The sequence below is a fragment of the Corynebacterium faecale genome, assembly GCF_030408735.1.
GTDB lineage: Bacteria > Actinomycetota > Actinomycetes > Mycobacteriales > Mycobacteriaceae > Corynebacterium > Corynebacterium faecale.
Genome location: NZ_CP047204.1, coordinates 1,843,219 through 1,866,602 on the forward strand (window position 1 = coordinate 1,843,219; position 23,384 = coordinate 1,866,602).

Consider the following 23,384-nt stretch of genomic DNA (forward strand, 5'->3'; position numbering starts at 1 on the left):
CTAGAGATGGATTTATCTCTCAATCCTTTAGTTTTACACAAAAAACAAAACAAGAGATGGATCTCAAAACGGTTTGGTTGCGATGTGAGTCACATTTAGTATTCAGGCACGGGGTTCCATCTGAAATCACACAGATGGGATCAACCTAATACTCATGGAGGTCCCAAATGACTTTGAAGAAGTCTCTTGCCGTCACCACGGCAGCAGCCCTGGCACTGAGCCTCGCAGCGTGCTCCTCGGATTCCGATTCTGACTCCGCAGGCGCAAATGGTGATTCCGCATCCGGCGGTGACAACTATGTGATCGTCAATGGAACCGAACCTCAGAACCCGCTGGTTCCCGCCAACACCAACGAGGTGGGCGGCGGACGCATCGTCGACTCCATCTTCGCCGGGCTCGTCTACTACAACGTCGACGGCTCTGTGGAAAACGATCTCGCTGAATCGATCGAGCTCGAAGGCGAGAAGACCTTCCGGGTCACTCTCAAGGAAGGCAAGACCTTCACCGACGGCTCCCCCGTCACCGCGGACAGCTTCGTCAACGCCTGGAACTATGCTGTCGCCAATGCTCAGCTCTCCTCCTACTTCTTCGAGCCGATCATGGGCTATGAAGAGGGGGTTGAGGAAATGGAAGGCCTCGAGGTAATCGATGACACCACCTTCACCATCGAGCTGAACCAGCCTGAGGCTGACTTCCCCCTGCGCCTGGGTTACTCTGCTTTCTACCCACTGCCGGAATCAGCATTCGATGACATGAGTGCCTTCGGTGAGAACCCTGTGGGCAACGGACCGTACAAGCTTGCAGAATGGAATCACAACCAGGATGCCTTCATCGTTCCGAATGAGGACTATGACGGTGGCCGTGCGCCTCAGAACGACGGTGTGAAGTTCGTCTTCTACCCGACCTTCGATTCCGCATACGCGGACCTGCTGTCCGACAACCTCGATGTCCTGGATGCCATCCCTGACTTCGCATTCGCCTCCTATGAGGATGAACTGCAGGGCCGCTCCATCAACCAGCCGTCCGCAGTTTTCCAGTCCTTCACCATTCCGGAGAGCCTCGAGCACTTCTCCGGCGAAGAAGGTGCACTGCGTCGTCAAGCTCTGTCCCTGGCAATCGACCGTGAACAGATCACCGACACCATCTTCGAGGGCACCCGTACCCCAGCCACCGACTTCGCTTCCCCGGTCATCGACGGCCACTCCGATTCCCTCGCGGGCGCCGAGGTCCTCGAGTACGATCCCGAGCGCGCACAGGAACTGTGGGCAGAGGCCGATGAGATCGCACCATGGAGTGGTGAATTCACCCTTTCCTACAACGCTGACGGCGGCCACCAGGCCTGGGTCGACGCGGTAGCCAACTCCATCCGCAACACCCTGGGCATTGACGCCATCGGCAGCCCATACCCAGACTTCAAGTCTCTCCGCGATGACGTGACAAACCGAACCATCTCCGGCGCTTTCCGTACCGGCTGGCAGGCTGACTACCCATCCCTGGGTAACTTCCTCGGACCTCTCTACGGCACCGGCGCAGGTTCCAACGACGGTGACTACTCCAACCCTGATTTCGACGCCAAGCTCGCTGAAGCTGCCGGCGCCGATGATCCGGAGCAGGCCATCAACGCTTACAACGAAGCCCAGGAAATCCTCCTCCAGGATCTCCCTGCCATCCCAACCTGGTACTCCAACGCTGTTGGCGGTTACTCCAGCAATGTGGACAATGTGGAGTTCATGTGGAACTCCCAGCCGGCGTACTACCAGATCACCAAGCAGTAGGATCTGAACGCTGTCGACGACCGAGCTTGAATCACTCAAGCACCACTGGCCCAGGACCCTTGAAACACCTCCTGGGCCTTTAGGCCGTCGCCCACCCCTTCTCGGTCCGTGTCGTTTGACCGATCCCCTCCGCAGGTGGGATTCCACCACCGCGCGGCGGGATGGGTAAACCACACGGCCCCAATCACCCCATTTCCACCATCCACCCACAGCAAGCAAGGACACCCACGCTCATGCTTCGTTATGTCGGGCGGCGATTGCTCCAGATGATTCCGGTCTTCTTCGGAGCAACCCTGCTGATCTACGCTCTTGTTTTCCTCATGCCTGGCGACCCGGTCCAGGCTCTCGGCGGTGACCGCGGTCTTACCGAGGCCGCAGCCCAGAGAATCCGGGAGGAATACAACCTGGACCAACCGTTCCTCATCCAGTACCTGCTCTACATCCAGGGCATCTTCGTACTAGACTTCGGAACCACATTCTCCGGGCAGCCGGTCATCGAGGTCATGGCCAATGCCTTCCCAGTGACCATCAAACTGGCCCTCATGGCCCTCGCCTTCGAGTCCGTCTTCGGTATCGCGTTCGGTGTTTACGCCGGAATGCGCCGCGGTGGCATCTTCGATTCCACCGTCCTCGTCCTGTCCCTGGTGGTCATCGCCGTACCGACCTTCGTCATCGGCTTCGTTCTCCAGTTCGTGGTGGGTGTGGAATGGGGACTGCTCCCCGTCACCGTCGGTTCGAATGAGACCTTCAGGGCCCTGCTCATGCCGGCGTTCGTATTGGGTGCCGTTTCCTTCGCCTATGTCCTTCGGCTCACCAGGCAGTCCGTCAGCGAAAATCTCCGGGCGGATTATGTTCGCACCGCCCGCGCCAAGGGGCTGTCCAACTTCACCGTGATGAACCGCCATGTGCTCCGTAACTCCCTGATCCCGGTGGCGACCTTTCTGGGAGCTGACCTGGGTGCGCTCATGGGTGGCGCGATCGTCACGGAGGGTATCTTCGGCATCAATGGTGTCGGCGGCACCCTGTACCAGGCCATCCTCAAGGGTGAGCCCACCACGGTGGTGTCCATTGTCACCGTCCTGGTGATTGTCTACATCATCGCCAACCTCGTCGTGGACCTGATCTACGCCGTGCTCGACCCGAGGATCCGCTATGCCTAACAACGAATTCCATACCAATAAGGCGTTCGGTCAGGACGACCAGACCCACGACAACGCCCAGTTCTTCCCATCAGGCCGGGGTGAGTCGGCACTGGTGCGTCCAGGCCAACAACACTTCATCGCTGACACCGATGAGACCGGTCTGGGTGCAGTCGATGCTGTGGCAGATGACTCCGCACCCACGTCCATGTGGGGTGAGGCCTGGCGCTACCTCCGCAGCCGCCCTTTGTTCTGGGTGTCCTCCACCCTCATTCTGCTGGCCCTGGCCCTGGCACTCGTGCCACAGTTGTTCACCTCCACCGACCCGCAGTACTGTGTGCTCTCCAATTCCCTGGACGGCCCCCAGCCAGGTCACCCCTTCGGTTTTGACCGGCAGGGTTGCGATATCTTCGCCCGCACCGTCTACGGTGCACGCGCGTCGGTGGCCGTCGGTGTTCTCACCACATTGCTGGTGCTGCTGATCGGCACTGTCTTCGGCGCCCTCGCTGGTTTCTTCGGTGGTTGGATGGACACCATCCTGTCCCGCATTACCGACATGTTCTTCGCCATCCCACTGGTGCTCGCCGCCATCGTGGTCATGCAGATGTTCAAGGAACAACGCACCATCATCACGGTGGTCCTGGTCCTCGGGTTGTTCGGATGGACCAATATCGCACGCATCACCCGTGGCGCGGTCATGTCAGTGAAGAACGAGGAGTTTGTCACCTCCGCACGGGCGCTCGGTGCGTCGAAAATGAAGCAGTTGATTTCCCACATCATGCCGAATGCCGCAGCCCCGATCATTGTGTACGCCACCGTGGCACTGGGCACCTTCATCGTGGCCGAAGCCACCCTGTCCTTCCTGGGTATCGGCCTACCGCCGAGCATCGTCTCGTGGGGAGCTGATATCGCCAAGGCCCAGACCTCCCTGCGTACCCAGCCGATGGTGCTGTTCTATCCCGCCATGGCACTGGCACTGACCGTTTTGAGCTTCATCATGATGGGCGATGTTGTCCGCGATGCTCTTGATCCGAAGGCGAGGAAGCGATGACCGACCCACGTACCATCACCCCGAACACCCCTGATCACGCCGGTGATGAACCACTGCTGGAACTGCGTGATCTGGAGATCTCCTTCACCAGTTCCACAGGCGTGGTCAACGCAGTCCGCGGCGCGAACCTGGCCATCTACCCCGGTCAGTCCGTGGCTATCGTGGGCGAATCCGGATCAGGAAAGTCCACCACCGCGATGTCCATCATCGGACTCCTGCCCGGCACGGGTAAGGTCACCGCCGGACAGATCATCTTTGATGGTCAGGACATCACCGGTCTGTCGAATAAGCAGATGGAGAAGTACCGCGGTTCAGAGATCGGACTGGTCCCCCAGGATCCGATGACCAACCTGAACCCGGTGTGGAAGATCGGATCCCAGGTCAAAGAAGCCCTCCGGGCAAATAACGTGGTTCCCGGATCCGAGATGGACGCACGCGTCGCCCAGCTTCTTGAGGAAGCCGGTCTGCCCGACGCAGAGCGTCGCGCAAAGCAGTACCCACATGAGTTCTCCGGCGGTATGCGTCAACGTGCCCTCATCGGCATGGGGCTGGCAGCACGACCCAAACTGCTCATCGCGGATGAGCCCACCTCTGCGCTGGATGTAACCGTCCAACGTCAGATCCTCGACCACCTGGAGGGTTTGACCAAGGAACTGGGCACCGCGGTTCTGTTCATCACGCACGACCTGGGCCTGGCCGCCGAACGTGCCGAGCATCTCGTGGTCATGCACCGGGGCCGCATCGTGGAATCCGGACCTTCACTGCAGATCCTGCGCAACCCACGGCACCCGTATACCCAGCGTCTGGTCAAGGCAGCCCCATCCCTGGCCTCTGCCCGAATCCAGAGTGCCCAGGCACAGGGAGTGGAAACTGCTGAGCTGCTCACCGCGGGATCGACAGTTGACCCGGCGAAGCAGGAACGTGTGATCGAGGTGAAAAACCTGACCAAGGAATTCAACATCCGTGGCTCCCGTGGGGATAAGAAGACACTCAAGGCTGTAGATGACGTGTCCTTCTTTGTTAACAAGGGCACCACCACCGCCCTGGTGGGCGAATCCGGGTCAGGTAAGTCAACCGTTGCCAACATGGTGTTGAGTCTCTTGGAACCCACCAGCGGCCAGGTGCTCTACAACGGCACCGATCTGTCCACGCTGCGCAGCAAGGAACTGTTCAACATGCGCCGCAAACTGCAGGTGGTGTTCCAGAACCCCTATGGCTCACTGGATCCGATGTTTTCGATTTACCGGTGCATCGAGGAACCGCTGGTGATCCACAAAGTGGGCGGTGACCGCAAGGCGCGGGAGAAGCGTGTCGCGGAGCTGCTGGACATGGTGTCCATGCCACGATCTGCCATGCGCCGTTACCCCAACGAGCTTTCCGGCGGCCAGCGTCAGCGCATCGCCATCGCACGGGCCCTCGCGCTCAATCCCGAGGTCATTGTTCTGGACGAGGCCGTCTCCGCCTTGGATGTGCTGGTGCAGAACCAGATCCTGCGTCTGTTGGCTGAGCTCCAGCATGAGTTGTCTCTGACCTATCTGTTCATCACCCATGACCTGGCGGTGGTTCGACAGACCGCTGATGATGTGGTGGTGATGAAGAAGGGCCGCGTGGTGGAATCCGGGGTCACCGATGATATCTTCAACAATCCCCAGCAGGAATACACCAGCAATCTCATCAACTCGGTGCCCGGTCTGGGTATTGAACTGGGTACCGGGGAGAATCTCGGAGTAACCGAATAGCCCACCGGAACCAGGAATAACGCAACAGCACCCGCTCCCCTCCCTCGTTGAAGGTGGGATAAGGAGCGGGTGCTGTTGTATATCCAGCAGAAGACGAACTACGCGCGGGCCTCGTTGACCAGACGGACGATGGTGTCCACTGCCTCATCCAGGGACAGTTCTGTCTTTTCCCCACCACGGACACGGAGTTCCACGGTGCCCTCGGCATAACCACGGCCAAGGATCAGGGCGAAGGGCATTCCGAGCAGTTCAGCATCCTTGAACTTAACTCCGGGGCTGACCTTGGCGCGGTCGTCGAAAAGCACATCGATGCCGGCCTGGGACAGCTCGCTGGCGTAGCGCTCAGCTGCCTCGATGGCTGCGGCGTCCTTGTTCGCGGCCACCACGTGGACCTGGTACGGGGCCACATTGACGGGCCAGTTAAGGCCGGCGTCATCGTGGTTCTGCTCAGCCATGACCGCCAGCAGACGGGACACGCCGATGCCATAGGAACCCATGGTGGGAATGGCGCGCTTGCCATTCTCATCCAGGATCTGCACGTCAAAGGCCTCGGTGTACTTGCGGCCCAGCTGGAAGATATGGCCAATCTCGATGCCACGGGCCAGCGTCAGAGTGCCCTGCCCCGCCGGTGCGGGATCGCCCTCCCGGATCTCGGCGGCCTCGATGAAACCATCCGGTGTGAAATCGCGGCCCGCGACCAGTCCGACCACGTGACGTTCCTTCGCATCAGCGCCGGTGATCCAGGAGGTGCCGGTGACCACACGTGGGTCAGCGAGCACACGGACACCGTTCTCCGCCAGTCCGACAGGCCCAACATAGCCCTTGACCAGGAACGGATTCTTGGCAAAATCCGACTCCACGGCCAGTTCAACCTCAGCGGGTTCGAGGGAGGCCTCGAGACGCTTCATGTCCACTTCGCGGTCACCCGGGATGAGGACGCCGGTGAGCTCCCAGTCCTCTGCACCCGGTTCGCGGGTCTTGACCACCACGCACTTGAGGGTGTCAGAGGCTTCAACAGCGTGGCCGTTGATCTCCACACCGATGGAGTTAGCCCAGGCCACGAGCGCTTCGATGGTCTCTGACACCGGGGTCTCATGCACCACGGCTTCAGGCAGGCCCTCGATGGAGTGCTCCTGACCCGGCTGGGTGACCACTGCTTCCACATTGGCGGCGTAATCACCATCGGTGGCGCGGACGAAGGTGTCCTCACCGTTGGCGGAAACAGCGAGGAACTCCTCAGACGCTGATCCGCCCATGGCACCGGAGGTGGCCTTACAAATCACATAATCAATGCCCAGACGATCGAAGATGCGCTGGTAGGCACCACGGTGACGAGCATAGGATTCCTCCAGGCCCGCATCTGACATGTCGAAGGAATAAGAATCCTTCATCACGAACTCACGACCACGCAGGATACCGGCGCGGGGGCGTTCCTCATCACGGTACTTGGTCTGCACCTGGTACAGGGTGACGGGGAAATCCTTGTAGGAGCTGTAGAGATCCTTCACCGTGGAGGCGAACATCTCCTCGTGGGTGGGGCCCAGGAGGTAGTCCGCGCCCTTACGATCCTTCAGACGGAACAGGGAGTCACCGTATTCGGTCCAACGCTGGGTGGTCTCATACGGCTCACGTGGCAGGAGGCCCGGGAACAGCAGTTCCTGGCCACCGATGGCATCCATTTCCTCGCGGACAACATGTTCAATGTTGCGCAGTGCCCGGAGACCGAGCGGAAGCCAGGAGTAAATTCCCGGTGCGACGCGACGGATATAACCGGCGCGGACGAGCAGCTTGTGGCTCGGGACCTCGGCATCGGCCGGGTCTTCGCGCAGCGTGCGCAGGAAGAGCGTGGAAAGACGTGTGATCATGAGTGTAAAATATACCCCTTCAACTGGGTGTGCCCACTGCAGGGCGGTGTTTATGAGTTTCCCCCGTTAACGCCCACCGTACGCCCCACCCCGGCGCCAATCCCAGTCCCCTCCAAATCGCATCCCCAGTCCCCACCCCATGCTCCTGCGCACACCCACCCCATGCTCCTGCGCACACCCACCCCATGCTCCTGCGCACACCCACCCCATGGTCCGGTGCCCACCGACCCCGCCCCATGAGGGCATTTTGTACGCTGATACCCATGCTGATCCTCCTACCGCCTTCCGAAACCAAGACACCCGGCGGCCAGGGTGCCCCGCTGGACCTGCCCGCGATGAGCTTCCCGGAACTCAACCACGTGCGGGAAACCATCATCAACGACCTGGAGCAACTGTCCCCCGATGAGGCCCTGCCCATCCTGGGCATCTCAGAAAAACTCCGGCCGGAGGCCGTTGCCAACACCGAGTTGACCACCGCCCCCACCATGCCTGCGGTGTTGCGGTATTCCGGTGTGCTTTACGACGCCCTCTCCGCCGGCACCCTTTCAGAGGCGGGAATTAACCGTCTGGCCATCGGCTCAGCACTATTCGGTGTGGTCCGCGCCTCTGACCCGATCCCCCACTACCGACTCTCCGGTGGCACCAAACTACCCCGTCCTGATACCTCCGCACCCACGATGAAAGCCCGCTGGGGTTCGGTCATCACCGACGCGCTCACTGGGGTGGATGAACTGATCATCGATCTGCGCAGTGGCACCTACCAACAGCTGGGTCGTGTCCCGGGTGCTGTGACGGTGAGAGTGGAATCCCTCATGGATGATGGCAGCCGCAAGGTGGTCAGCCACTTCAACAAGTTCTACAAGGGCGAACTGGCCCGGATCCTTGCGGAAGCCCCTGAGGATGCCACCACCGCCGGCGAGGTTGCCCAGATCGCACGTCGCGCCGGAATGACCGTCGAGGAGAACCCCGGCGCGAAGGAGACCCTGACGCTGGTGGTGGCGTCAGCGGTTCCTACGCGTTGATGACGGTTTTGATGTTGTCACCGTTCATATCCGACAGTCTCACGCACACCCCGCCGAGCATCTCTGCGAGGACTGCTGCACGTTCCCTGCGGATCTTGAGCCTGCCCTCGCAGTCGATGACCAGGTTGCCGGAGAGACTGGATTTCACCACGGCCTGAGCTGCGGTGGCGATGCCGGCCTCCCCTGCGTCCGAGGTGTCCTCGCCATCGGTCATGACCACGAGCAGCGGGCGTCGGGAGGGTTCCTTCCGGTGCTGTCGCTCCATGAGTTCCTTAGCCATGAGCAGCCCCTCCGCCAGCGGGGTACGTCCACCCATCGGCATGGCGTCCAGGGCTTTTTGCGCCATGTCCACCGAACTGGTCGGTGACAACACCAGGGTGGGTTTATTGCCGTTGACGGCGATGACGGCCACCTTGTCCCGGCGCTGGTAGGCGTCGGTGAGCATGGACAGGATCGCCGCGGTCACTGCACGAACACGGGACCGGGCCGCCATGGAACCTGAGGTGTCCACCACGAACACGATCAGGTTGGCTTCCCGACCGCGGCGCAGTGAGCCCCGTAGATCCTCTGGCCGGAAATCCACCAGTCCGTCTACCACGGCGGCGCCGCGGTCGGCGGCCGCCATGAGAGTGCCGACGAGGTTGATCCCGTGACCGTCCTTCTTCGGACGCACATCCGCGCCCTGGCGGGAATAGGCCTTTGACCGGCGGCCCGGGGTGGAGTCCTCATCACCCATCGAGTTGAAACGGAAGATTCTAGGAGCGAAAGGTATCGCCGTGGCCGGCTGTACCTACCTTTCCGGTCGTCTGGGCCTTGGCCTGTGCGGTTCCCTGAAGACCCTGATCATCGGTGGGAGTATCGGTGTCCGCCAGCGCGGTGGCGCCGGTGTCCTCGTCGGTGATCTCTGCTGCCGGGCCTTGTTTGGTGGTGTCCTTGTAGAAGTTGCGTGCCTCCTGGAGTACCTCCTGAAGTTTGCGTTCCTCCATCTCCGGGGCGTCAAAAGGATTACGGCGTCGACGGTGTGGCAGTGCCAGGCGGGCGGCAACCTCCACATCCTCATCGGTGATGCGGGTTCTTCCCTGCCAGGCCGTATGTGCCAGCGCGGTGCGGGTGATCACAAGATCAGCGCGCATGCCGTCCACCTCGATGCGGGCACACAGCCAGGCGATCTGGGCGAGGATTTCCTCCGGCAGTTCAACATCGGGGAGGATCTCCTTGGCCCGGTGGATGCGTTCTGACGTTTCAGCATCCTGGCCTGCCCACCGTTCGATGAACTGCTCCGGATTCGCTTCATAAGCCAGGCGCCTGCGGATGATCTCCACGCGGGTATCCGGATTGTTGGAGGCCACCACGTCCACGGACAGACCGAAGCGGTCCAGCAGCTGGGGGCGCAGTTCCCCTTCCTCGGGATTCATGGTTCCCACCAGCACGAAGTTGGCCGGTGAGGAATGGGAGATGCCATCGCGTTCGATGGATACCCGGCCGCTGGCGGCTGCGTCGAGCAGGGCATCCACCAGGTGGTCGGCGAGCAGGTTGACCTCATCCACGTAGAGAACGCCCCCGTCTGCCTGCGCAAGCAGACCGGGCTGATACTCGGCTCTGCCGGTGGTGAGCACGGTTTCCATTTTGAGGGAACCAACCACCCGGTCCTCGGTGGCGCCGAGCGGGAGGTTCACCAGCGGGGCGTCACCAAGCAGGCCGGCGAAGGCGCGGACGGTGGTGGTTTTGGCGGTGCCCTTCTCACCACGGATCACCACGCCACCGATGCGCGGGGAGATGGCGGTGAGGATCAGGGCGAGCCGGAGCTCATCCTGGCCCACCACTGCTGAGAACGGATACCGGACAACCTGGCTGGGGGACATTGGAGTGGGTTCAAACCTTTCACACGATGTTTTTCACATGGTTACCGTAAGAGATCGGTGTCGCGGCATGGCGACACTGTGCTCTGCCGGGGATTATTGGGATACCCTACCCAGAGGGTGAGCCACCGGCCCAGATTGCGGGAACGTGGCTTGTCACCACAGGTTTTTCACCCCCGAATGTGAACACTCCTGGTTCTATGGCGAACCTGAAAGCCTGGTTTTACGCGTTGGGGGCAACCTCAAGGCCTGCAACGGCACCCACCACATATACCGCTGGTGGCTTGATATTCTCAGATTTCATGGTGTCCCCCAGGGTGCCCAGTGTGCACCGCACTGATTTCTGGGTATCCATGGTGCCTTCCTGGATGATGGCAGCTGGTGTTGAGCCAGGTAGCCCGCCACTCATGAGTGCATCAGCGATCTTTCCCGCATTCTTCACACCCATGATGATGGACAAGGTGCTGCCCGTCTTCGCCAGCGCATCCCAGTCGAGGAGCGAACTGGGGTGACCGGGTGGAAGATGTCCAGAGATCACCGTGAAGGAGTGCACCACTCCCCGCTGGGTGATCGGCACATCGGCAGCTCCCGGAACAGAGATCGCGCTGGTGACACCGGGGATCACTTCACAGGCGATACCGTGCTCGGCGAGGTACTGCAGTTCTTCGAAACCACGACCGAACACATAGGGATCCCCGCCTTTTAGGCGGACCACTTTCTTACCTGCTGAGGCATATTCCACCAGCATCTCATTGGTGCGGGATTGTGCCACCTGCCGGCCATAGGGAAGCTTGGATACATCAACCACCTCCTTGGTGGTCACATCGCACAACCTGTCCAGTTCGCTGGTGGGGCCGAGATGGTCAGTCAGGATGACATCGGCGTCCTGCAGGCGTCTCATTCCACGCACGGTGATCAGATCCCAGGCACCCGGTCCACCGCCGATGAGCGCGACAGTGGGTGCCGCGCTGGGTGCAGGTGTGGTGACCGGGGTTGATTCATCGAGACTCATGGCTCAATATCCTAGCCGGTGCATATGGCTAGGCTGGCACCATGAGTACCCCAACGAACACGGACCGATTTCCTGCACCCAGCCCGGCCCCCTTCAAGTTGGAAGCCCGCTTCGCCAGCGATCTCCCGGAAATGTCCGCTGCCTGGCAGGGTGAAGAACAGCCCGCCCCGGAACTGATGCTGCTCAATGAGGACCTGGCCCACCTGCTCGGCCTGGACCCGGACTGGCTCCGGACACCCGCCGGCGTTGAGTTCCTGCTCGGCCTGAATCCCAGCCCCACCACGAAGATGGTGGCCCAGGGTTATGCCGGCCACCAGTTCGGCCAGTTCGTCCCCAGTCTGGGCGATGGACGTGCCCTGCTTCTCGGGGAGATCCAGGCCCCGGACGGCACACTCCGCGATCTCCACCTCAAGGGTTCCGGACGCACACAGTTTTCCCGTGGTGCTGATGGCCGGGCGGCTCTGGGGCCCATCCTGCGTGAGTACATCATCTCCGAGGCCATGCATGCCCTGGGGGTTCCCACCACCCGTTCTCTGGCGGTGCTGACCACCGGAAGGAAGATCCAGCGCGGACAGGTCGTGCCGGGTGCGGTATTGGTGCGCGTCGCTACCAGTCACATCCGGGTGGGTTCCTTCCAATACGCCAACATCACCGGTGGCATCGACCTGTCCCGCCGCCTGGCTGACCATGCGATCAGCCGACATTTCCCGGAGCTGGATGAACCCCGCACCGAGGGCCCTGATCGATATGTCGGTATGTTCAACCGCGTGATGGATGCCCAGAATCAGACGGTGGCCCAGTGGATGCGCCTCGGATTCATCCACGGTGTCATGAACACTGATAACACCCTGATTTCCGGCGAAACCATTGATTACGGTCCATGCGCATTCATGGAGCGCTACCGGGACGGTGCCGTGTTCAGCTCCATTGACACCCATGGCCGGTACAGATATTCCAGCCAGCCCGCGATCATCGGATGGAACCTGGCCCGCCTGGTAGAAACCCTGCTCCCACTATTGGGAGAGACACCAGATGACGGCATGGACACCGCCCAGGAGTTGATGGGGACCTACGCCGACCGCTACCAGAAGGCATTCCACCGGGAGATGGCCGGAAGCCTCGGAGTGAGTCCTGATGCCCCGGGGGCCGAGGAACTCATCGGGGCCTACGTTTCCCTCCTACGCGCCCATTCCCCCGATCTGACCATGCTCAACCGGGCGTTGAGCGATTGGTCTGAGGATTCGGTGGCACCGGAGGGTTTCGGGGAGTGGATCACCCACTGGTGGAGTTTCACTCCAGATCTTGAGGCCATGCAGCGGATCAACCCGATCTATGTACCACGCAACCACCTCGTTGAAGAGGCACTCGATGATGCCACCGAGGGTGACTGGGAGGCCTTCCACACCCTGCTATCACTGGTCACCAACCCCTTTGAGCATCGACCTGGCCACGAGAGGTTTGAACAACCCAGCCCGGAGGGGTTCGAGGATGACTACATGACCTATTGCGGCACCTGACCCGCACAGGCTGCCACGAAGCGTTCCACTGCCCCGGCCACACCCGCGGGATGGATGCCCAGGCTGGTGGCGGATACGTTTCCACGCTGGAATCCCTCCCGGACCAGCCTTGTGGTTGTCCGCCAGCCCCACATCGGTGCCCACCCGGGAGAAGTAACTGACACGGCCTTCGCGCGGTCCACCCCGATCACCCGTTGGCCCGCCTCACACATCAGTGAATGGTCCAGGGCCACCGCCTCCCGGTAGACATCAGCGTCATAATCGCCACTGGACAGATCCAGCTTCAGTTGCTTCGCCAGCTGCCCTGCGGCCAGTCCCTCTACATACAGAGGTTTTCCAGATGCGACATGCGTGCGCAGATCCGGGGCAATCCCACCGGTGATGATCAGACCATCACAGTCAGGAGTCTGGTCGGTCCGCGGATCAAAGTCGACCACCTGTGCACCTTCCGCGCTGAGCAGGTACGCCCATTCCGGCTGTGTTCCGGTAGCCACCGCGATCACAGGGTTGTCCGGATGCTTCTTCACGCTGGCCCCTGCGCCCCGCTCCCTACCGGTTGCCGGGTGTTCGGCCAAGGCAGCGATGCCGTCGAGGTCATCCACAACGGGTATGCCCTGCGCCTCCACGGCACTTCGACACGTCTCCCGGTGGGTTTCACCACTCCAGCCGAGCAACACCACCCCGGCGATACGCACCGACGTATCCATGCTGGTGATTCCTTTGATGACAGCACCCACAGTCTGTGACATCCCACTGAGATCAATGACGAGTACCACCGGCAATCCCAGCAGGATTGCCACATGGGCTGGTGATCCCGGCGCTGTGCCCTCCACGAAGCCACCGGGGACGGTGCGGGCGTCGAAAAGCCCACCGGTTCCCGTGATGACCGCAAGGTCAGCACCCCGGCTGCCTTGCGCATAAAGATCCCTGATCCGCTCCGGACCGCACATAACCGGATCAAGCAGCCAACAGCCCTGTTGTGGGGACCCCACGCTGAAACGGACTCCACCGCGGGCGTTGATCAGTTCAGCCGCGATTCCGACCTGACCGCTCCTGGCGGTGAGACCAGCTAGAACCAAGCCAGCGGGTGCTACCACTCGATGCCCTTCTGCCCCATGCGCCCCACATCCATGGGGTGTTTGATCTTGGTCATCTCCGTCACCAGATCAGCGACCTCGACGATCCGGGGATCAGCATTCCTGCCGGTGATGATCACATGCTGCGTTCCGGGCCGGTTCTGGAGCACCTCCGCGACTTCACCGGCATCCACCCAGCCCCAGGTCAGTGGGTAGGTGAATTCATCGAGGATGTACATGTCATGCTGTTCTGATGCGAGTCGGCGCTTGATCTCTTCCCAGCCTTCCTGTGCATCAAGCGCGTGATCCTCTTCCGTGCCACGCTTCCTGGACCAGGACCAGCCCGCACCCATGGTGTGCCACTCCACAGGGCCACCCTCACCGGTGTCTCGGTGGAGTTCCCCCAGTCGGGTCAGTACGGCCTGCTCCCCCACCTTCCACTTGCCCGATTTGATGAATTGGAACACGGCGATATCCATACCGTTGTTCCAAGCACGCATCGCCATACCGAAGGCGGCGGTGGATTTCCCCTTCCCCGGGCCGGTGTGGACCGCGGTGATGGGGAGCAGTCGACGCTCCCGGGTGGTCAGGCCATCATCGGGGATGGACGCCGGATCGAGTTGGCCTTCAGCCATGTTCTTGCTCCTTGTTTAGACAACACCTGAGGGCATGGAGTTGCTCCTCTGTCGGTCATCCCATCCTAAGTCCGCATGTGCCGGGCTAGTTATTGAACCCGTCGATCTCGATCTTCTTCATCCCCATGAGCGAATCGAAATTGAGCATGAAGCGGCAGCCCGCTATCCCCTTAATAACCCCTGCTTCTGATACCGCTCGACCGACCGGATGGTTACCCCACCCAGGGGGCAGGTTCAACGACATAGTCATAGAAGGCGGCAACCTCGTCTGTATTCCAGCAATGTCCCCCTCACTAGAGGGGCGCTTATCGACGAAAAACTCCCCCTCCCGCCCGTTGACACGGACGGAAGGGGGAGGGAGTGAACCTAGACCGAAAAGGTTTAGACTTCTTCCAGCTTGAGGGTCTTCTGGGTGTACTCCCAGAGCTCAGCGAACATCTCAGGCTCGTTGGAGAGCTTCTTGCCATAAGACGGGACCATCTCCTGGAGCTTGTCGCCCCACTCGATCATGCGCTCGCCGAAGCAACGCTCCAGCAGCTCGATCATGGCCGCCGGCGCGATGGACGCACCCGGGGATGCACCGAGCAGACCTGCGATAGTGCCTTCGGAGTTGCTGATCAGGGTGGTGCCAAATTCGAGGGAACCGAAGCGTGGCGCGTCGACTGGCTTGATCACCTGGACACGCTGACCGGCGGTGATGAGCTCCCAGTCCTCTTCACGGGCCTCAGGCATGTACTCGCGCAGTGCTTCCATGCGCGCGTTCATGTCCTTGACCACCTCGGTGATCAGGTACTTGGTCAGACCCAGCTCCTGCACACCGACACCCAGCAGGGACGCCAGGTTGGTCGGACGCAGGGAGCTGAAGAGGTCCAGGTTGGAGCCTTCCTTCAGGAACTTCGGGGTCCAGCCAGCGTAGGGGCCGAAGAGCAGACCCTTCTGGCCATCGATGACGCGGGTGTCCAGGTGTGGGACAGACATCGGCGGGGCGCCGACGGATGCCTTGCCATAGACCTTGGCACCGTGCTGTTCAATGAGTTCCTCGTTGGTGCAGCGCAGCCACTGGCCGGAAACAGGGAAGCCACCGAATCCGCGGATCTCAGGGATTCCGGACTTCTGCAGCAGTGGCAGAGCCATGCCACCTGCACCCACGAAGACGAAGTTCGCGCGGATGGTCTGGGTATCACCGGTGTGGACGTTCTTGATGGTGACCTTCCACTTCGCACCGTCCTTGGTGATGTCCTTGACCTCATGGCCATAACGGATCTCGGTGCCGCCATCAGCAGCAGCCTTGAGGAACTGCTTGGCCTGGGAGCCGTAGTTGATGTCGGTGCCCTCGTTGATCCAGGAGATGGCAACCTGCTCAGAGAAGTCGCGTCCCTCAGCCATCAGTGGCAGCTTCTCGGAGAAGACGGCCTCGTCCTCGGTGTACTCCATACCCTGGAAGAGAGGGTGATCCTTCAATGCATTGAAGCGGTTCTTAATGTAGGCGACCTGGTCAGCGCCGTGTCCGAAGGACACGTGTGGAACAGCGCTGATGAACTCAGCAGGATCGGAGAGGATGCCCTCATCCACCTGGTGGGACCAGAACTGACGGGAGACCTGGAACTTCTCGTTGATGCCAACGGCCTTGGAAATATCGATCTTGCCGTTCTTCTCCGGCGTGTAGTTCAGCTCGCACAGAGCGGAGTGTCCGGTGCCGGCGTTGTTCCACGGGGAGGACGACTCCTGTGCCGCTCCATCCAGACGCTCAAAGATCACCTGGGACCAGCTGGGCTCCAGCTGGCGCAGCATCGCGCCGAGGGTGGCGCTCATGATTCCAGCACCAACGAGGACTACATCAACCTCATCGGTGATCTTGTGTGCGTTCTTCGGGGAATCTGACATGTTCAACTTCCTTTTATCTCCGCGAGTTGTCTGCCGAACACCAACATGCGCATCGCGCCCGGCATTCCACACTGCATGCTTACAGGGTGGATTGGTTGCGACTCTGGTGAACACCTGCCGTCATCCTCACCGGGAGACGCAGGTGCCCGCTGTCCGTAGCTGAATAGTGTACGCCTGCAGGTGAGAGGGCACGTAAATACCCACCAGATAAACCCACCAACCAGCTGTTATTCTCCCCCTTCCACCACCCCCAAGCCCACCATTGTCCACATCCGCCCCATGATCCACACGTGTTTTCACACTGACCCGCCCTGATTCACCGGGCGGGACCACCGCAGTCCCCGGTGGAAAGACCGGCTCCGGACCCCGGTCTTCCCCGAATGGTCAGATTTAACTAATCTCTAGAGAATGGGTTCATTCAGCGAAGAAAACCGGGCTGGTGCGGGTTCACCGGATGGTGGTTGGACCGAGGATCTTCTCGGCGATGACTACCAGAAATTCACACTGCCCCTGGGTCCGGACCCGGACAATGAAACCGACGTGGAAGCCACCCTGGTTCGACACCTTCCCACCGACTCGGGACAGGGATCCACGAACCTAAGCGACTTCAGTCAACGACCTGCCCTGCTGTGGATCCACGGCATGACCGACTACTTCTTCCACACGGAGTTTGCCGAGTTCTTCCATTCCCAGGGTTATGCGGTGTACGGGCTGGACCTGCGCAAATGTGGGCGTTCCCACCGCCCGGGACAACAGTGGCACTACACCACTGATCTGTCACACTATTTCCCTGATCTCACGGCAGCCCTGGATATCCTTTCCGCGACCCATCCCGCTGTCATCCCGGTCGGGCACTCAACCGGTGGCCTGATCGCACCCCTGTGGCTGGATCAGCTGCGCACGTCCGATCCCGATCGGCACTCCCGGGTGTCTGCGCTAGTACTCAACAGTCCTTGGCTGGCCATGATGTACCCCTCCCCGGTGGTGCGGATCATCGGCCCCGTCATTGACCTGATTGGCCGGAAAAAACCCCTCTGGACGCTCCCCCGCGATGGCCTGGGAACCTACGGCAGGTCCATCCACCGGGATCACCTCGGCGAATGGGACTTCGATATGACGATGAAACCCGTGGAGGGACACCCCAAGAAGTTCGGTTGGCTAAGAGCTGTGATGGCAGGACACCGGTCGGTACAGTCAGGCCAGGTCAACGTGGGTGTCAGTGTGCTCACCCTGTCATCTGCCCGATCCTGGTTCAAACGTGAACAGACCCCGGAGGTGGATTCCTCCGATACCGTCCTGGACATCCGTCATATGGAGAAGTACTCCCCCATGTTGAATTCCCCTCCCCGGCAGGTGACCATTCACCAGCTCGACGGGGCACGCCATGATGTGTTCCTCTCCCGGAAACCTGTTCGCGAGGAGGCCATGCGGGTCATGCTGAACTGGCTCACATCATTCTGAAGCGTGCGTCCCAGGGTATGCCCCAGGTATCTGCGCCTGGGAAACCCCCTCGGGGCCCCACTGAACTGGCCCCGGGGATGATCTCTGGAATACTCAAGGGGAAGAAAAACCGGCACCCGGTTGTTGACCTGTGTGGGGAAACAGCCGACAGCCTGAATCACGGCGACAGGTCCAGACGGTGACAACAACCCTGGATGGAGCCACGGTGTCCCGCGTGTGGTTCTACGATTAGGTTCTACGATTATCTGTGTCGCCATAGGGAGTTTGGCCATCGGTGTTGACCACGATGGCATCTCCCCTCTGTTTGTCCCAGGCCCCCGGTTACCCCTTCCCCAGGTTCGCATCACTTTCTCAGATCAGGAGTTCTACTTCCATGTCCGATTCCACGCCCGGTTCCACCTCTGCCGCTCAGCACTATGACCTCATCATCATCGGTACGGGTTCAGGAAACTCGATCCCGGGCCCGGAGTTCGATGACAAGTCCATCGCCATTGTGGAGAAGGGTGTGTTCGGAGGCACCTGTCTGAATGTGGGGTGCATTCCCACCAAGATGTTCGTCTACGCGGCGGATGTCGCCCGGGAGATCCGGGAAGCAGCGAAACTCGGCATTGATGCCAGCTACAACAGCGTCGACTGGCCGTCGATTGTGCAGCGGGTGTTTGCTAATCGCATTGATCCGATCGCGCAGGGTGGCGAGGCCTACCGTCGTGGACCTGAAACCCCCAACATCGATGTCTATGACATGCATGCCCGGTTCATCGATGACAAGACCATCTCCACCGGCCAGGCAGGGGAGGAAAAGATCATCACGGGTGACCAAATCGTCATCGCCACCGGTTCCCGTCCTTTCATCCCGCCGGTGATCAAAGAGTCGGGAGTGCGGTACTACACCAATGAAGACATCATGCGCCTTCCGGATCTGCCTGAGAATCTTGTCATTGTGGGCGGTGGCTTCATCGCCCTGGAATTCGCCCACGTCTTCGCATCCCTTGGCACCGCTGTCACACTGATCAATCGTTCTGATGTCCTGCTCCGGGACTCCGATGAGGACATTTCGGCCAGGATCGGTGAGATCACCGGGCAACGTCTGGATGTACGGCTCTCCACGTCGATCACCGACCTCAATGAACAGTCCGATGGATCCATCACCATCACCCTTGATTCCGGGGAGAGCATCAACACCGGGGTGCTGCTGGTTGCCACCGGCCGGACGCCCAATGGTGATCAGATGGATCTGGACAAGGGTGGCATCGACATGATCGGGCGACGTATCCGGGTGGATGAATTCGGTCGCACCTCATCACCGGGGGTGTGGGCATTGGGGGATGTCTCCAGCCCCTACAAGTTGAAGCACGTGGCCAATGCTGAGATGCGCGCAGTGAAGCATAATCTCCTCAATCCTGAGGACCTGCGCCCAATGCCTCATGACCACGTGCCGTCAGCGGTGTTCACCAATCCGCAGATCGCCATGGTCGGGTTGACAGAAACCGAGGCACACGCCGCCGGGTTCAATCTGACAGTCAAAATCCAGAATTACGGAGATGTCGCCTACGGCTGGGCAATGGAGGACACCTCCGGGTTTGTGAAATTGATCGCAGACAAGGATTCCGGAAAGCTCCTGGGGGCCCATCTCATTGGACCGCAGGCAGCAAGCCTGATCCAGCAGCTCATCACCGTCATGGCCTTCAATCTGGATGTCCGGGAGGTAGCGGGCAATCAATACTGGATCCACCCGGCTCTGCCGGAGGTCGTGGAAAATGCACTTCTCGGCTTAGATTTCTGAGCTGCGGAAACGCTTAAAAATCCCGTCTTGGACAGTGCACGATTAACTTTACGTGTCAAATATTCCCAGGCAGAGCCGGCCCTCCCATGATTTCCCCAGGGAACACATAGCCGACTGTGGCGCTTTATCGGAAAGTATCACCCCTTTGGATGCCCCCGCCCGTTGAAGGGTCAGCAAATGTGGTTAAACTGACCTCTGTTGGATTACCTGACAGCCAGTTAGGAAGATCTGGTTACAGAATCCAGGCTTTTATTGGTTTCATCAACTTCTAACAGTTGTTCCCAACAAACTCCTCGGACTCTGGGTAAACTAATCGCTAGGCGTCATCTGAAATCGACACTTCGTTGGTTTGAAGTCGCTGATTACTATGTTCAGTCCCGCCCGCGAGGGCGGGAAGATGCTACTAATTTCAAAGGACTTTCTCATGCGTTCTTTCCGCACCGCTGCAGTCGCCGGCGTTACTGCACTTGCCCTGACCCTGGGCACCACCTCCATCGCTTCCGCTCAGGAAGACACCCGCGCTGACCTTTCCTCCGGTTTCTCCGCTCTCTCATCCGGCGGCTTCGCTGGCGTGGGCGAGGCTTGGGATGCCGATGAGCCTGTCACCGGCGAAGACACTTTCGGTGAAGTTGAAAACCGTGAAGACGCCCCTTCCTGGGTTCAGAACATGTACGACCTGACCTGGATCGGCGCCATCGCGTCCGTCCTGGGCGTCATCGTCTTCCCTGCTTACAACTACCTGGTCTACACCGGCGTTCTCAAGTAAGTAACCTCCCCACTTCTGCACGATCCGAAAGGTCCGCACTACAATGCGTAAGTTCCGCAACTCTGCAATTGCAATCGTCTCCGCTGCTGCCATCTCCCTCGGTGGCATGACCGCTGCCACCGCCCAGGACGGTGACATCGACCAGGAGACCCCCATCGTCGAGACCAACGAAGATCCAGGTCTGTCCTCCATGCTCTCCTCCAACGGTTCCACCGCCTGGAAGTGGGGCGAGGACCTCAACGCTGATGAGCCAGGCTACGGCACCGATGCATTCGGTTCCTCCCGCGAGGACTCCGGCAATGACGTCCCACGCTGGCTGCGCGCCTGGGAGAGGGCTTTCGATATCGTCACCGTCGGCGGCGTTCTCGGCATGATCGTATTCCCAGTCATCAACTTCCTGAAGTACAACGGCATCATTCAGTAATCCACTGCTTCAGTAGTTAGTTCTGAGGGGCACCCACCATATGGTGGGTGCCCCTCTGCTGTTGTGCCACTCCATTACCGGGTGGCTCCTTCCCTGGACGGAATCGGGCTCTGGGTAGACTGGGATCCGTTCGAGCAGCCCACCCTTCTGCCCGCCCTGTCTCCCCCTTTTGGAAGAAACCAGAAACCATAACGTGTCGACCACTTCTCTTCACGGATCCCTGACCCCACTACCCCGTGACCGTGACATCCGGGCGGGCACCGCCAGCATCGCCACCGCCGGTGCGGTCCTCTTGGCGGTGATAGCAGCGGCGCTGGTACCGGGCAGCCCCTTCTACGCGCTGCTCACTGCCGCCGGCGTGGCATTCGGGGCTGCCTCCGTCATATTCCAGCTCCGCCACCGCAAGCCACCACGGATCTACCAGTGGCTATCCGCGCTCGGCGGATTCGTCATCCTCTTCATCGGGTTGCTGGTGGCTATTGCGCGGATCGGCGCCTCACCGTTACTGGTCACCGCCGGAATGGTGTCTACCATCTACCTCATGCCGGTCGCGGTCCTTGCCTGCTACATCGGCGGGCTGGGGCAGTTTCCGGTGAAGTGGGCTGGACCGGTGTTGATGGCCACCGGTGGAGCAGCAACAACGGCATGGTTGTCACTGGGGCCAGGTGCCGGCCAGACGAATCTCCTGATCACACTGGCTGCCGCCCTGTCCATCGCCGGTTGCGCGTTCCCCGTCATCAGGGCGGTGAAGAAGCCCCCCACCACCCTCCCCGGATGGATCATCCCCCTGCCGGCACTGATGATGGCCATTCTCATGTTCGTCATGATCGGGCGCGCACTTCTGCCTGATCTTCTGCCCTGGTTGTCACCGGTGGTGGTCGCCTGGACTTACATGGTGTCAGGGTTGCTGGCAACATTTGCGGGGTTACTCACCTCATCGAGGAATTGATCCAGGTCCCAATGCTTTTCCAAGGCATCGGCGATCATGTCCAACTGCTGGAGGCGGATCCCCTCGTAGGAGGTGTCCTGGCTGACCACAAACCCCGGTTTGCCCGCCAGTGCCGCCACCTCGGCGAGAAACCTCCGACGCGCCGTGTCATTTTCCAGGTAGCCGTGTCGATGGGTTCCAAACAATGCTTGTCGACGCGCCCCCTCCCCCTCGATCCAGGTTTGTTCGCGGTGTCGGCTCACCTGTCCGTGGTGCACCTCATAGGATCCGTCACCATGGTTGATCAGGGTTTTTTCCTGCACGAAGGTGATGTGGACGTGGAAAAGCCCGAGCCCGGCCACGGGCGAGCTGGACGTGGATTCCACCGCGTCCGTGATTGACCTGGCCATCATCTGATAGCCCCCGCACAGCCCCAGAATGGGGCGGTTCTCCGCCGCGCGCTCCATCAGGGCCCGGTCAAGACCCTGCGCGCGCAACCAGGCCAGATCGGCAACCGTGGCACGGGTACCCGGGATGATCACCAGGTCTGCATCACTTACCTGGCCCACGTCCTGAACCCAGGTCACCGAGACCCCGGGTTCAGCGGCCAGTGCCTCCACATCCGTGGCGTTGGAGACCCGTGGCAGCCGGATCGCTGCAACGGTGAGCCGCTGGGTGCCCAGGGGCTGCGCCCCACCCGGTCCGACCACACGCCCCACCGCTGACTGCAGGGAATCCTCCGCGTCGATCCAGATGCCGTCGAGATACGGGATGACGGCTTTGGTTTCCACCCCGGTGAGTTCCTCCAGCTGGATCAATCCGGGATCCAACAGGCCCTGATCCCCACGGAATTTATTGATCACAAAACCCTGGATCAAGCCGCGGTCCTCCGGGGACACGATCGCATGGGTGCCGAAGAGGTGTGCGATCACACCACCCCGGTCGATGTCACCGACGATGTACACAGGCATCCTGGCTTCCTGCGCCAGCCCGAAATTAGCCACATCCGTGGCACGGAGATTGATCTCAGCGGGTGAGCCAGCCCCCTCACAGATCACAATATCGAAGCGTCTGCGTAGTTCTGCCAATTGTGCGGCGGCAATCCCCCGCAGATCATGTCGGTGGTGAATATAGTCCCGGGCCCCCACCTCGCCCTCAGCCCTACCCATGATCACCAGCTGTGAACGTTGATCAGACCCCGGTTTCAGCAGGATGGGGTTAAAGGCCACCGACGGCTCCAGACCGCACGCGAGAGCCTGCAGGGCCTGGGCACGGCCGATCTCTCCACCGTCTGGGGTGACCATGGAGTTATTGGACATGTTCTGCGCCTTGAAGGGGGCCACTTTCAACCCGGCCCTGGCAAACGCCCGGCACAGACCAGCCGTGATCACCGACTTCCCGGCATCCGAGGTGGTGCCGGCGATCAGCACGGCGAGTCCTTCAGCCAA

19 protein-coding genes are annotated in these 23,384 nt (G+C 60.6%); 11 read left to right on the plus strand and 8 right to left on the minus strand.

Annotated features, from left to right (window positions below):
- Window positions 1-167 precede the first annotated feature (167 nt).
- From CFAEC_RS08430 to CFAEC_RS08445, 4 genes are all read left to right on the plus strand, one after another.
- Complete coding sequence (locus CFAEC_RS08430) at window positions 168-1,775, plus strand: peptide ABC transporter substrate-binding protein (protein WP_290275930.1); 1,608 nt, start codon at window positions 168-170, stop codon at window positions 1,773-1,775.
- Window positions 1,776-2,008: 233 nt separating this feature from the next.
- Complete coding sequence (locus CFAEC_RS08435) at window positions 2,009-2,935, plus strand: ABC transporter permease (RefSeq protein ID WP_290275931.1); 927 nt, start codon at window positions 2,009-2,011, stop codon at window positions 2,933-2,935.
- The gene (locus CFAEC_RS08440) at window positions 2,928-3,965 is read left to right on the plus strand and encodes an ABC transporter permease (protein ID WP_290275933.1); all 1,038 of its coding nucleotides are present in this window, start codon (window positions 2,928-2,930) and stop codon (window positions 3,963-3,965) included. The genes CFAEC_RS08435 and CFAEC_RS08440 overlap by 8 nt, the downstream gene beginning before the upstream one ends.
- The gene (locus CFAEC_RS08445; RefSeq protein ID WP_290275935.1) at window positions 3,962-5,704 is read left to right on the plus strand and encodes a dipeptide ABC transporter ATP-binding protein; all 1,743 of its coding nucleotides are present in this window, start codon (window positions 3,962-3,964) and stop codon (window positions 5,702-5,704) included. The genes CFAEC_RS08440 and CFAEC_RS08445 overlap by 4 nt, the downstream gene beginning before the upstream one ends.
- A gap of 98 nt (window positions 5,705-5,802) precedes the next feature.
- Here CFAEC_RS08445 and CFAEC_RS08450 read toward each other — a convergent pair whose 3' ends face one another.
- A complete protein-coding gene (locus CFAEC_RS08450; RefSeq protein ID WP_290275937.1) occupies window positions 5,803-7,569 on the minus strand; it encodes a proline--tRNA ligase in 1,767 nt (588 codons plus the stop codon).
- Between the two features lie 263 nt (window positions 7,570-7,832).
- Between CFAEC_RS08450 and yaaA the strand changes: the two genes are divergently transcribed.
- Window positions 7,833-8,591 (plus strand): peroxide stress protein YaaA, encoded by a 759-nt coding sequence (gene yaaA, locus CFAEC_RS08455; protein WP_290275939.1) that lies wholly within the window; start codon window positions 7,833-7,835, stop codon window positions 8,589-8,591.
- Here the strand turns inward: yaaA and CFAEC_RS08460 are convergent.
- The 3 genes from CFAEC_RS08460 to cobA all read right to left on the minus strand — a co-directional run bounded on the left by CFAEC_RS08460 (window position 8,581) and on the right by cobA (window position 11,462).
- Window positions 8,581-9,327 (minus strand): vWA domain-containing protein, encoded by a 747-nt coding sequence (locus tag CFAEC_RS08460; protein ID WP_290275941.1) that lies wholly within the window; start codon window positions 9,325-9,327, stop codon window positions 8,581-8,583. The two genes, yaaA and CFAEC_RS08460, sit on opposite strands and share 11 nt — an antisense overlap.
- Window positions 9,328-9,346: 19 nt before the next feature.
- Complete coding sequence (locus CFAEC_RS08465) at window positions 9,347-10,453, minus strand: magnesium chelatase ATPase subunit I (protein ID WP_290275942.1); 1,107 nt, start codon at window positions 10,451-10,453, stop codon at window positions 9,347-9,349.
- Between the two features lie 220 nt (window positions 10,454-10,673).
- Window positions 10,674-11,462 carry a uroporphyrinogen-III C-methyltransferase gene (gene cobA, locus CFAEC_RS08470; RefSeq protein WP_290275945.1) on the minus strand — a complete coding sequence of 263 codons (789 nt, stop codon included), beginning with the start codon at window positions 11,460-11,462 and terminating at the stop codon, window positions 10,674-10,676.
- A gap of 41 nt (window positions 11,463-11,503) precedes the next feature.
- On the opposite strand from cobA, the gene CFAEC_RS08475 reads away from it, so the two are divergent.
- Window positions 11,504-12,979 (plus strand): protein adenylyltransferase SelO, encoded by a 1,476-nt coding sequence (locus CFAEC_RS08475; protein WP_290275946.1) that lies wholly within the window; start codon window positions 11,504-11,506, stop codon window positions 12,977-12,979.
- On the opposite strand, the gene CFAEC_RS08480 is transcribed toward CFAEC_RS08475, so the two are convergent.
- From CFAEC_RS08480 to mqo, 3 genes are all read right to left on the minus strand, one after another.
- Window positions 12,964-14,076, minus strand: a complete 1,113-nt coding sequence (locus CFAEC_RS08480; protein ID WP_290275949.1) for a hypothetical protein — start codon at window positions 14,074-14,076, stop codon at window positions 12,964-12,966. The two genes, CFAEC_RS08475 and CFAEC_RS08480, sit on opposite strands and share 16 nt — an antisense overlap.
- Window positions 14,070-14,690, minus strand: a complete 621-nt coding sequence (cobO, locus tag CFAEC_RS08485; protein ID WP_290275951.1) for a cob(I)yrinic acid a,c-diamide adenosyltransferase — start codon at window positions 14,688-14,690, stop codon at window positions 14,070-14,072. The genes CFAEC_RS08480 and cobO overlap by 7 nt, the downstream gene beginning before the upstream one ends.
- Before the next feature lie 381 nt (window positions 14,691-15,071).
- Window positions 15,072-16,574, minus strand: coding sequence for a malate dehydrogenase (quinone) (gene mqo / locus CFAEC_RS08490; RefSeq protein ID WP_290275953.1), 1,503 nt, complete (start codon window positions 16,572-16,574; stop codon window positions 15,072-15,074).
- 408 nt (window positions 16,575-16,982) lie between these two features.
- Between mqo and CFAEC_RS08495 the strand changes: the two genes are divergently transcribed.
- From CFAEC_RS08495 to CFAEC_RS08515, 5 genes are all read left to right on the plus strand, one after another.
- The gene (locus tag CFAEC_RS08495; protein ID WP_290275956.1) at window positions 16,983-18,035 is read left to right on the plus strand and encodes an alpha/beta hydrolase; all 1,053 of its coding nucleotides are present in this window, start codon (window positions 16,983-16,985) and stop codon (window positions 18,033-18,035) included.
- Between the two features lie 373 nt (window positions 18,036-18,408).
- Window positions 18,409-19,818: a mycothione reductase gene (gene mtr / locus CFAEC_RS08500; RefSeq protein ID WP_290275958.1), complete on the plus strand. Its 1,410-nt coding sequence runs from the start codon at window positions 18,409-18,411 to the stop codon at window positions 19,816-19,818.
- 424 nt (window positions 19,819-20,242) lie between these two features.
- Window positions 20,243-20,584 (plus strand): hypothetical protein, encoded by a 342-nt coding sequence (locus tag CFAEC_RS08505; RefSeq protein ID WP_290275960.1) that lies wholly within the window; start codon window positions 20,243-20,245, stop codon window positions 20,582-20,584.
- A gap of 43 nt (window positions 20,585-20,627) precedes the next feature.
- Window positions 20,628-21,008 (plus strand): hypothetical protein, encoded by a 381-nt coding sequence (locus CFAEC_RS08510; protein WP_290275962.1) that lies wholly within the window; start codon window positions 20,628-20,630, stop codon window positions 21,006-21,008.
- Between the two features lie 193 nt (window positions 21,009-21,201).
- Window positions 21,202-21,957: a hypothetical protein gene (locus CFAEC_RS08515; RefSeq protein WP_290275964.1), complete on the plus strand. Its 756-nt coding sequence runs from the start codon at window positions 21,202-21,204 to the stop codon at window positions 21,955-21,957.
- Here the strand turns inward: CFAEC_RS08515 and CFAEC_RS08520 are convergent.
- Window positions 21,897-23,384, minus strand: coding sequence for a cobyric acid synthase (locus CFAEC_RS08520; RefSeq protein ID WP_290275966.1), 1,488 nt, complete (start codon window positions 23,382-23,384; stop codon window positions 21,897-21,899). The two genes, CFAEC_RS08515 and CFAEC_RS08520, sit on opposite strands and share 61 nt — an antisense overlap.

Excerpts from the sequence above, each read along its gene's own strand:
- CFAEC_RS08430 (WP_290275930.1), top strand. The coding sequence starts at position 168 with ATGACTTTGAAGAAGTCTCTTGCCGTCACCACGGCAGCAGCCCTGGCA.
- CFAEC_RS08435 (WP_290275931.1), top strand. The coding sequence starts at position 2,009 with ATGCTTCGTTATGTCGGGCGGCGATTGCTCCAGATGATTCCGGTCTTC.
- CFAEC_RS08440 (WP_290275933.1), top strand. The coding sequence starts at position 2,928 with ATGCCTAACAACGAATTCCATACCAATAAGGCGTTCGGTCAGGACGAC.
- CFAEC_RS08445 (WP_290275935.1), top strand. The coding sequence starts at position 3,962 with ATGACCGACCCACGTACCATCACCCCGAACACCCCTGATCACGCCGGT.
- CFAEC_RS08450 (WP_290275937.1), bottom strand. The coding sequence starts at position 7,569 with ATGATCACACGTCTTTCCACGCTCTTCCTGCGCACGCTGCGCGAAGAC.
- yaaA (WP_290275939.1), top strand. The coding sequence starts at position 7,833 with ATGCTGATCCTCCTACCGCCTTCCGAAACCAAGACACCCGGCGGCCAG.
- CFAEC_RS08460 (WP_290275941.1), bottom strand. The coding sequence starts at position 9,327 with ATGGGTGATGAGGACTCCACCCCGGGCCGCCGGTCAAAGGCCTATTCC.
- CFAEC_RS08465 (WP_290275942.1), bottom strand. The coding sequence starts at position 10,453 with ATGTCCCCCAGCCAGGTTGTCCGGTATCCGTTCTCAGCAGTGGTGGGC.
- cobA (WP_290275945.1), bottom strand. The coding sequence starts at position 11,462 with ATGAGTCTCGATGAATCAACCCCGGTCACCACACCTGCACCCAGCGCG.
- CFAEC_RS08475 (WP_290275946.1), top strand. The coding sequence starts at position 11,504 with ATGAGTACCCCAACGAACACGGACCGATTTCCTGCACCCAGCCCGGCC.
- cobO (WP_290275951.1), bottom strand. The coding sequence starts at position 14,690 with ATGGCTGAAGGCCAACTCGATCCGGCGTCCATCCCCGATGATGGCCTG.
- mqo (WP_290275953.1), bottom strand. The coding sequence starts at position 16,574 with ATGTCAGATTCCCCGAAGAACGCACACAAGATCACCGATGAGGTTGAT.
- CFAEC_RS08495 (WP_290275956.1), top strand. The coding sequence starts at position 16,983 with ATGGGTTCATTCAGCGAAGAAAACCGGGCTGGTGCGGGTTCACCGGAT.
- mtr (WP_290275958.1), top strand. The coding sequence starts at position 18,409 with ATGTCCGATTCCACGCCCGGTTCCACCTCTGCCGCTCAGCACTATGAC.
- CFAEC_RS08505 (WP_290275960.1), top strand. The coding sequence starts at position 20,243 with ATGCGTTCTTTCCGCACCGCTGCAGTCGCCGGCGTTACTGCACTTGCC.
- CFAEC_RS08510 (WP_290275962.1), top strand. The coding sequence starts at position 20,628 with ATGCGTAAGTTCCGCAACTCTGCAATTGCAATCGTCTCCGCTGCTGCC.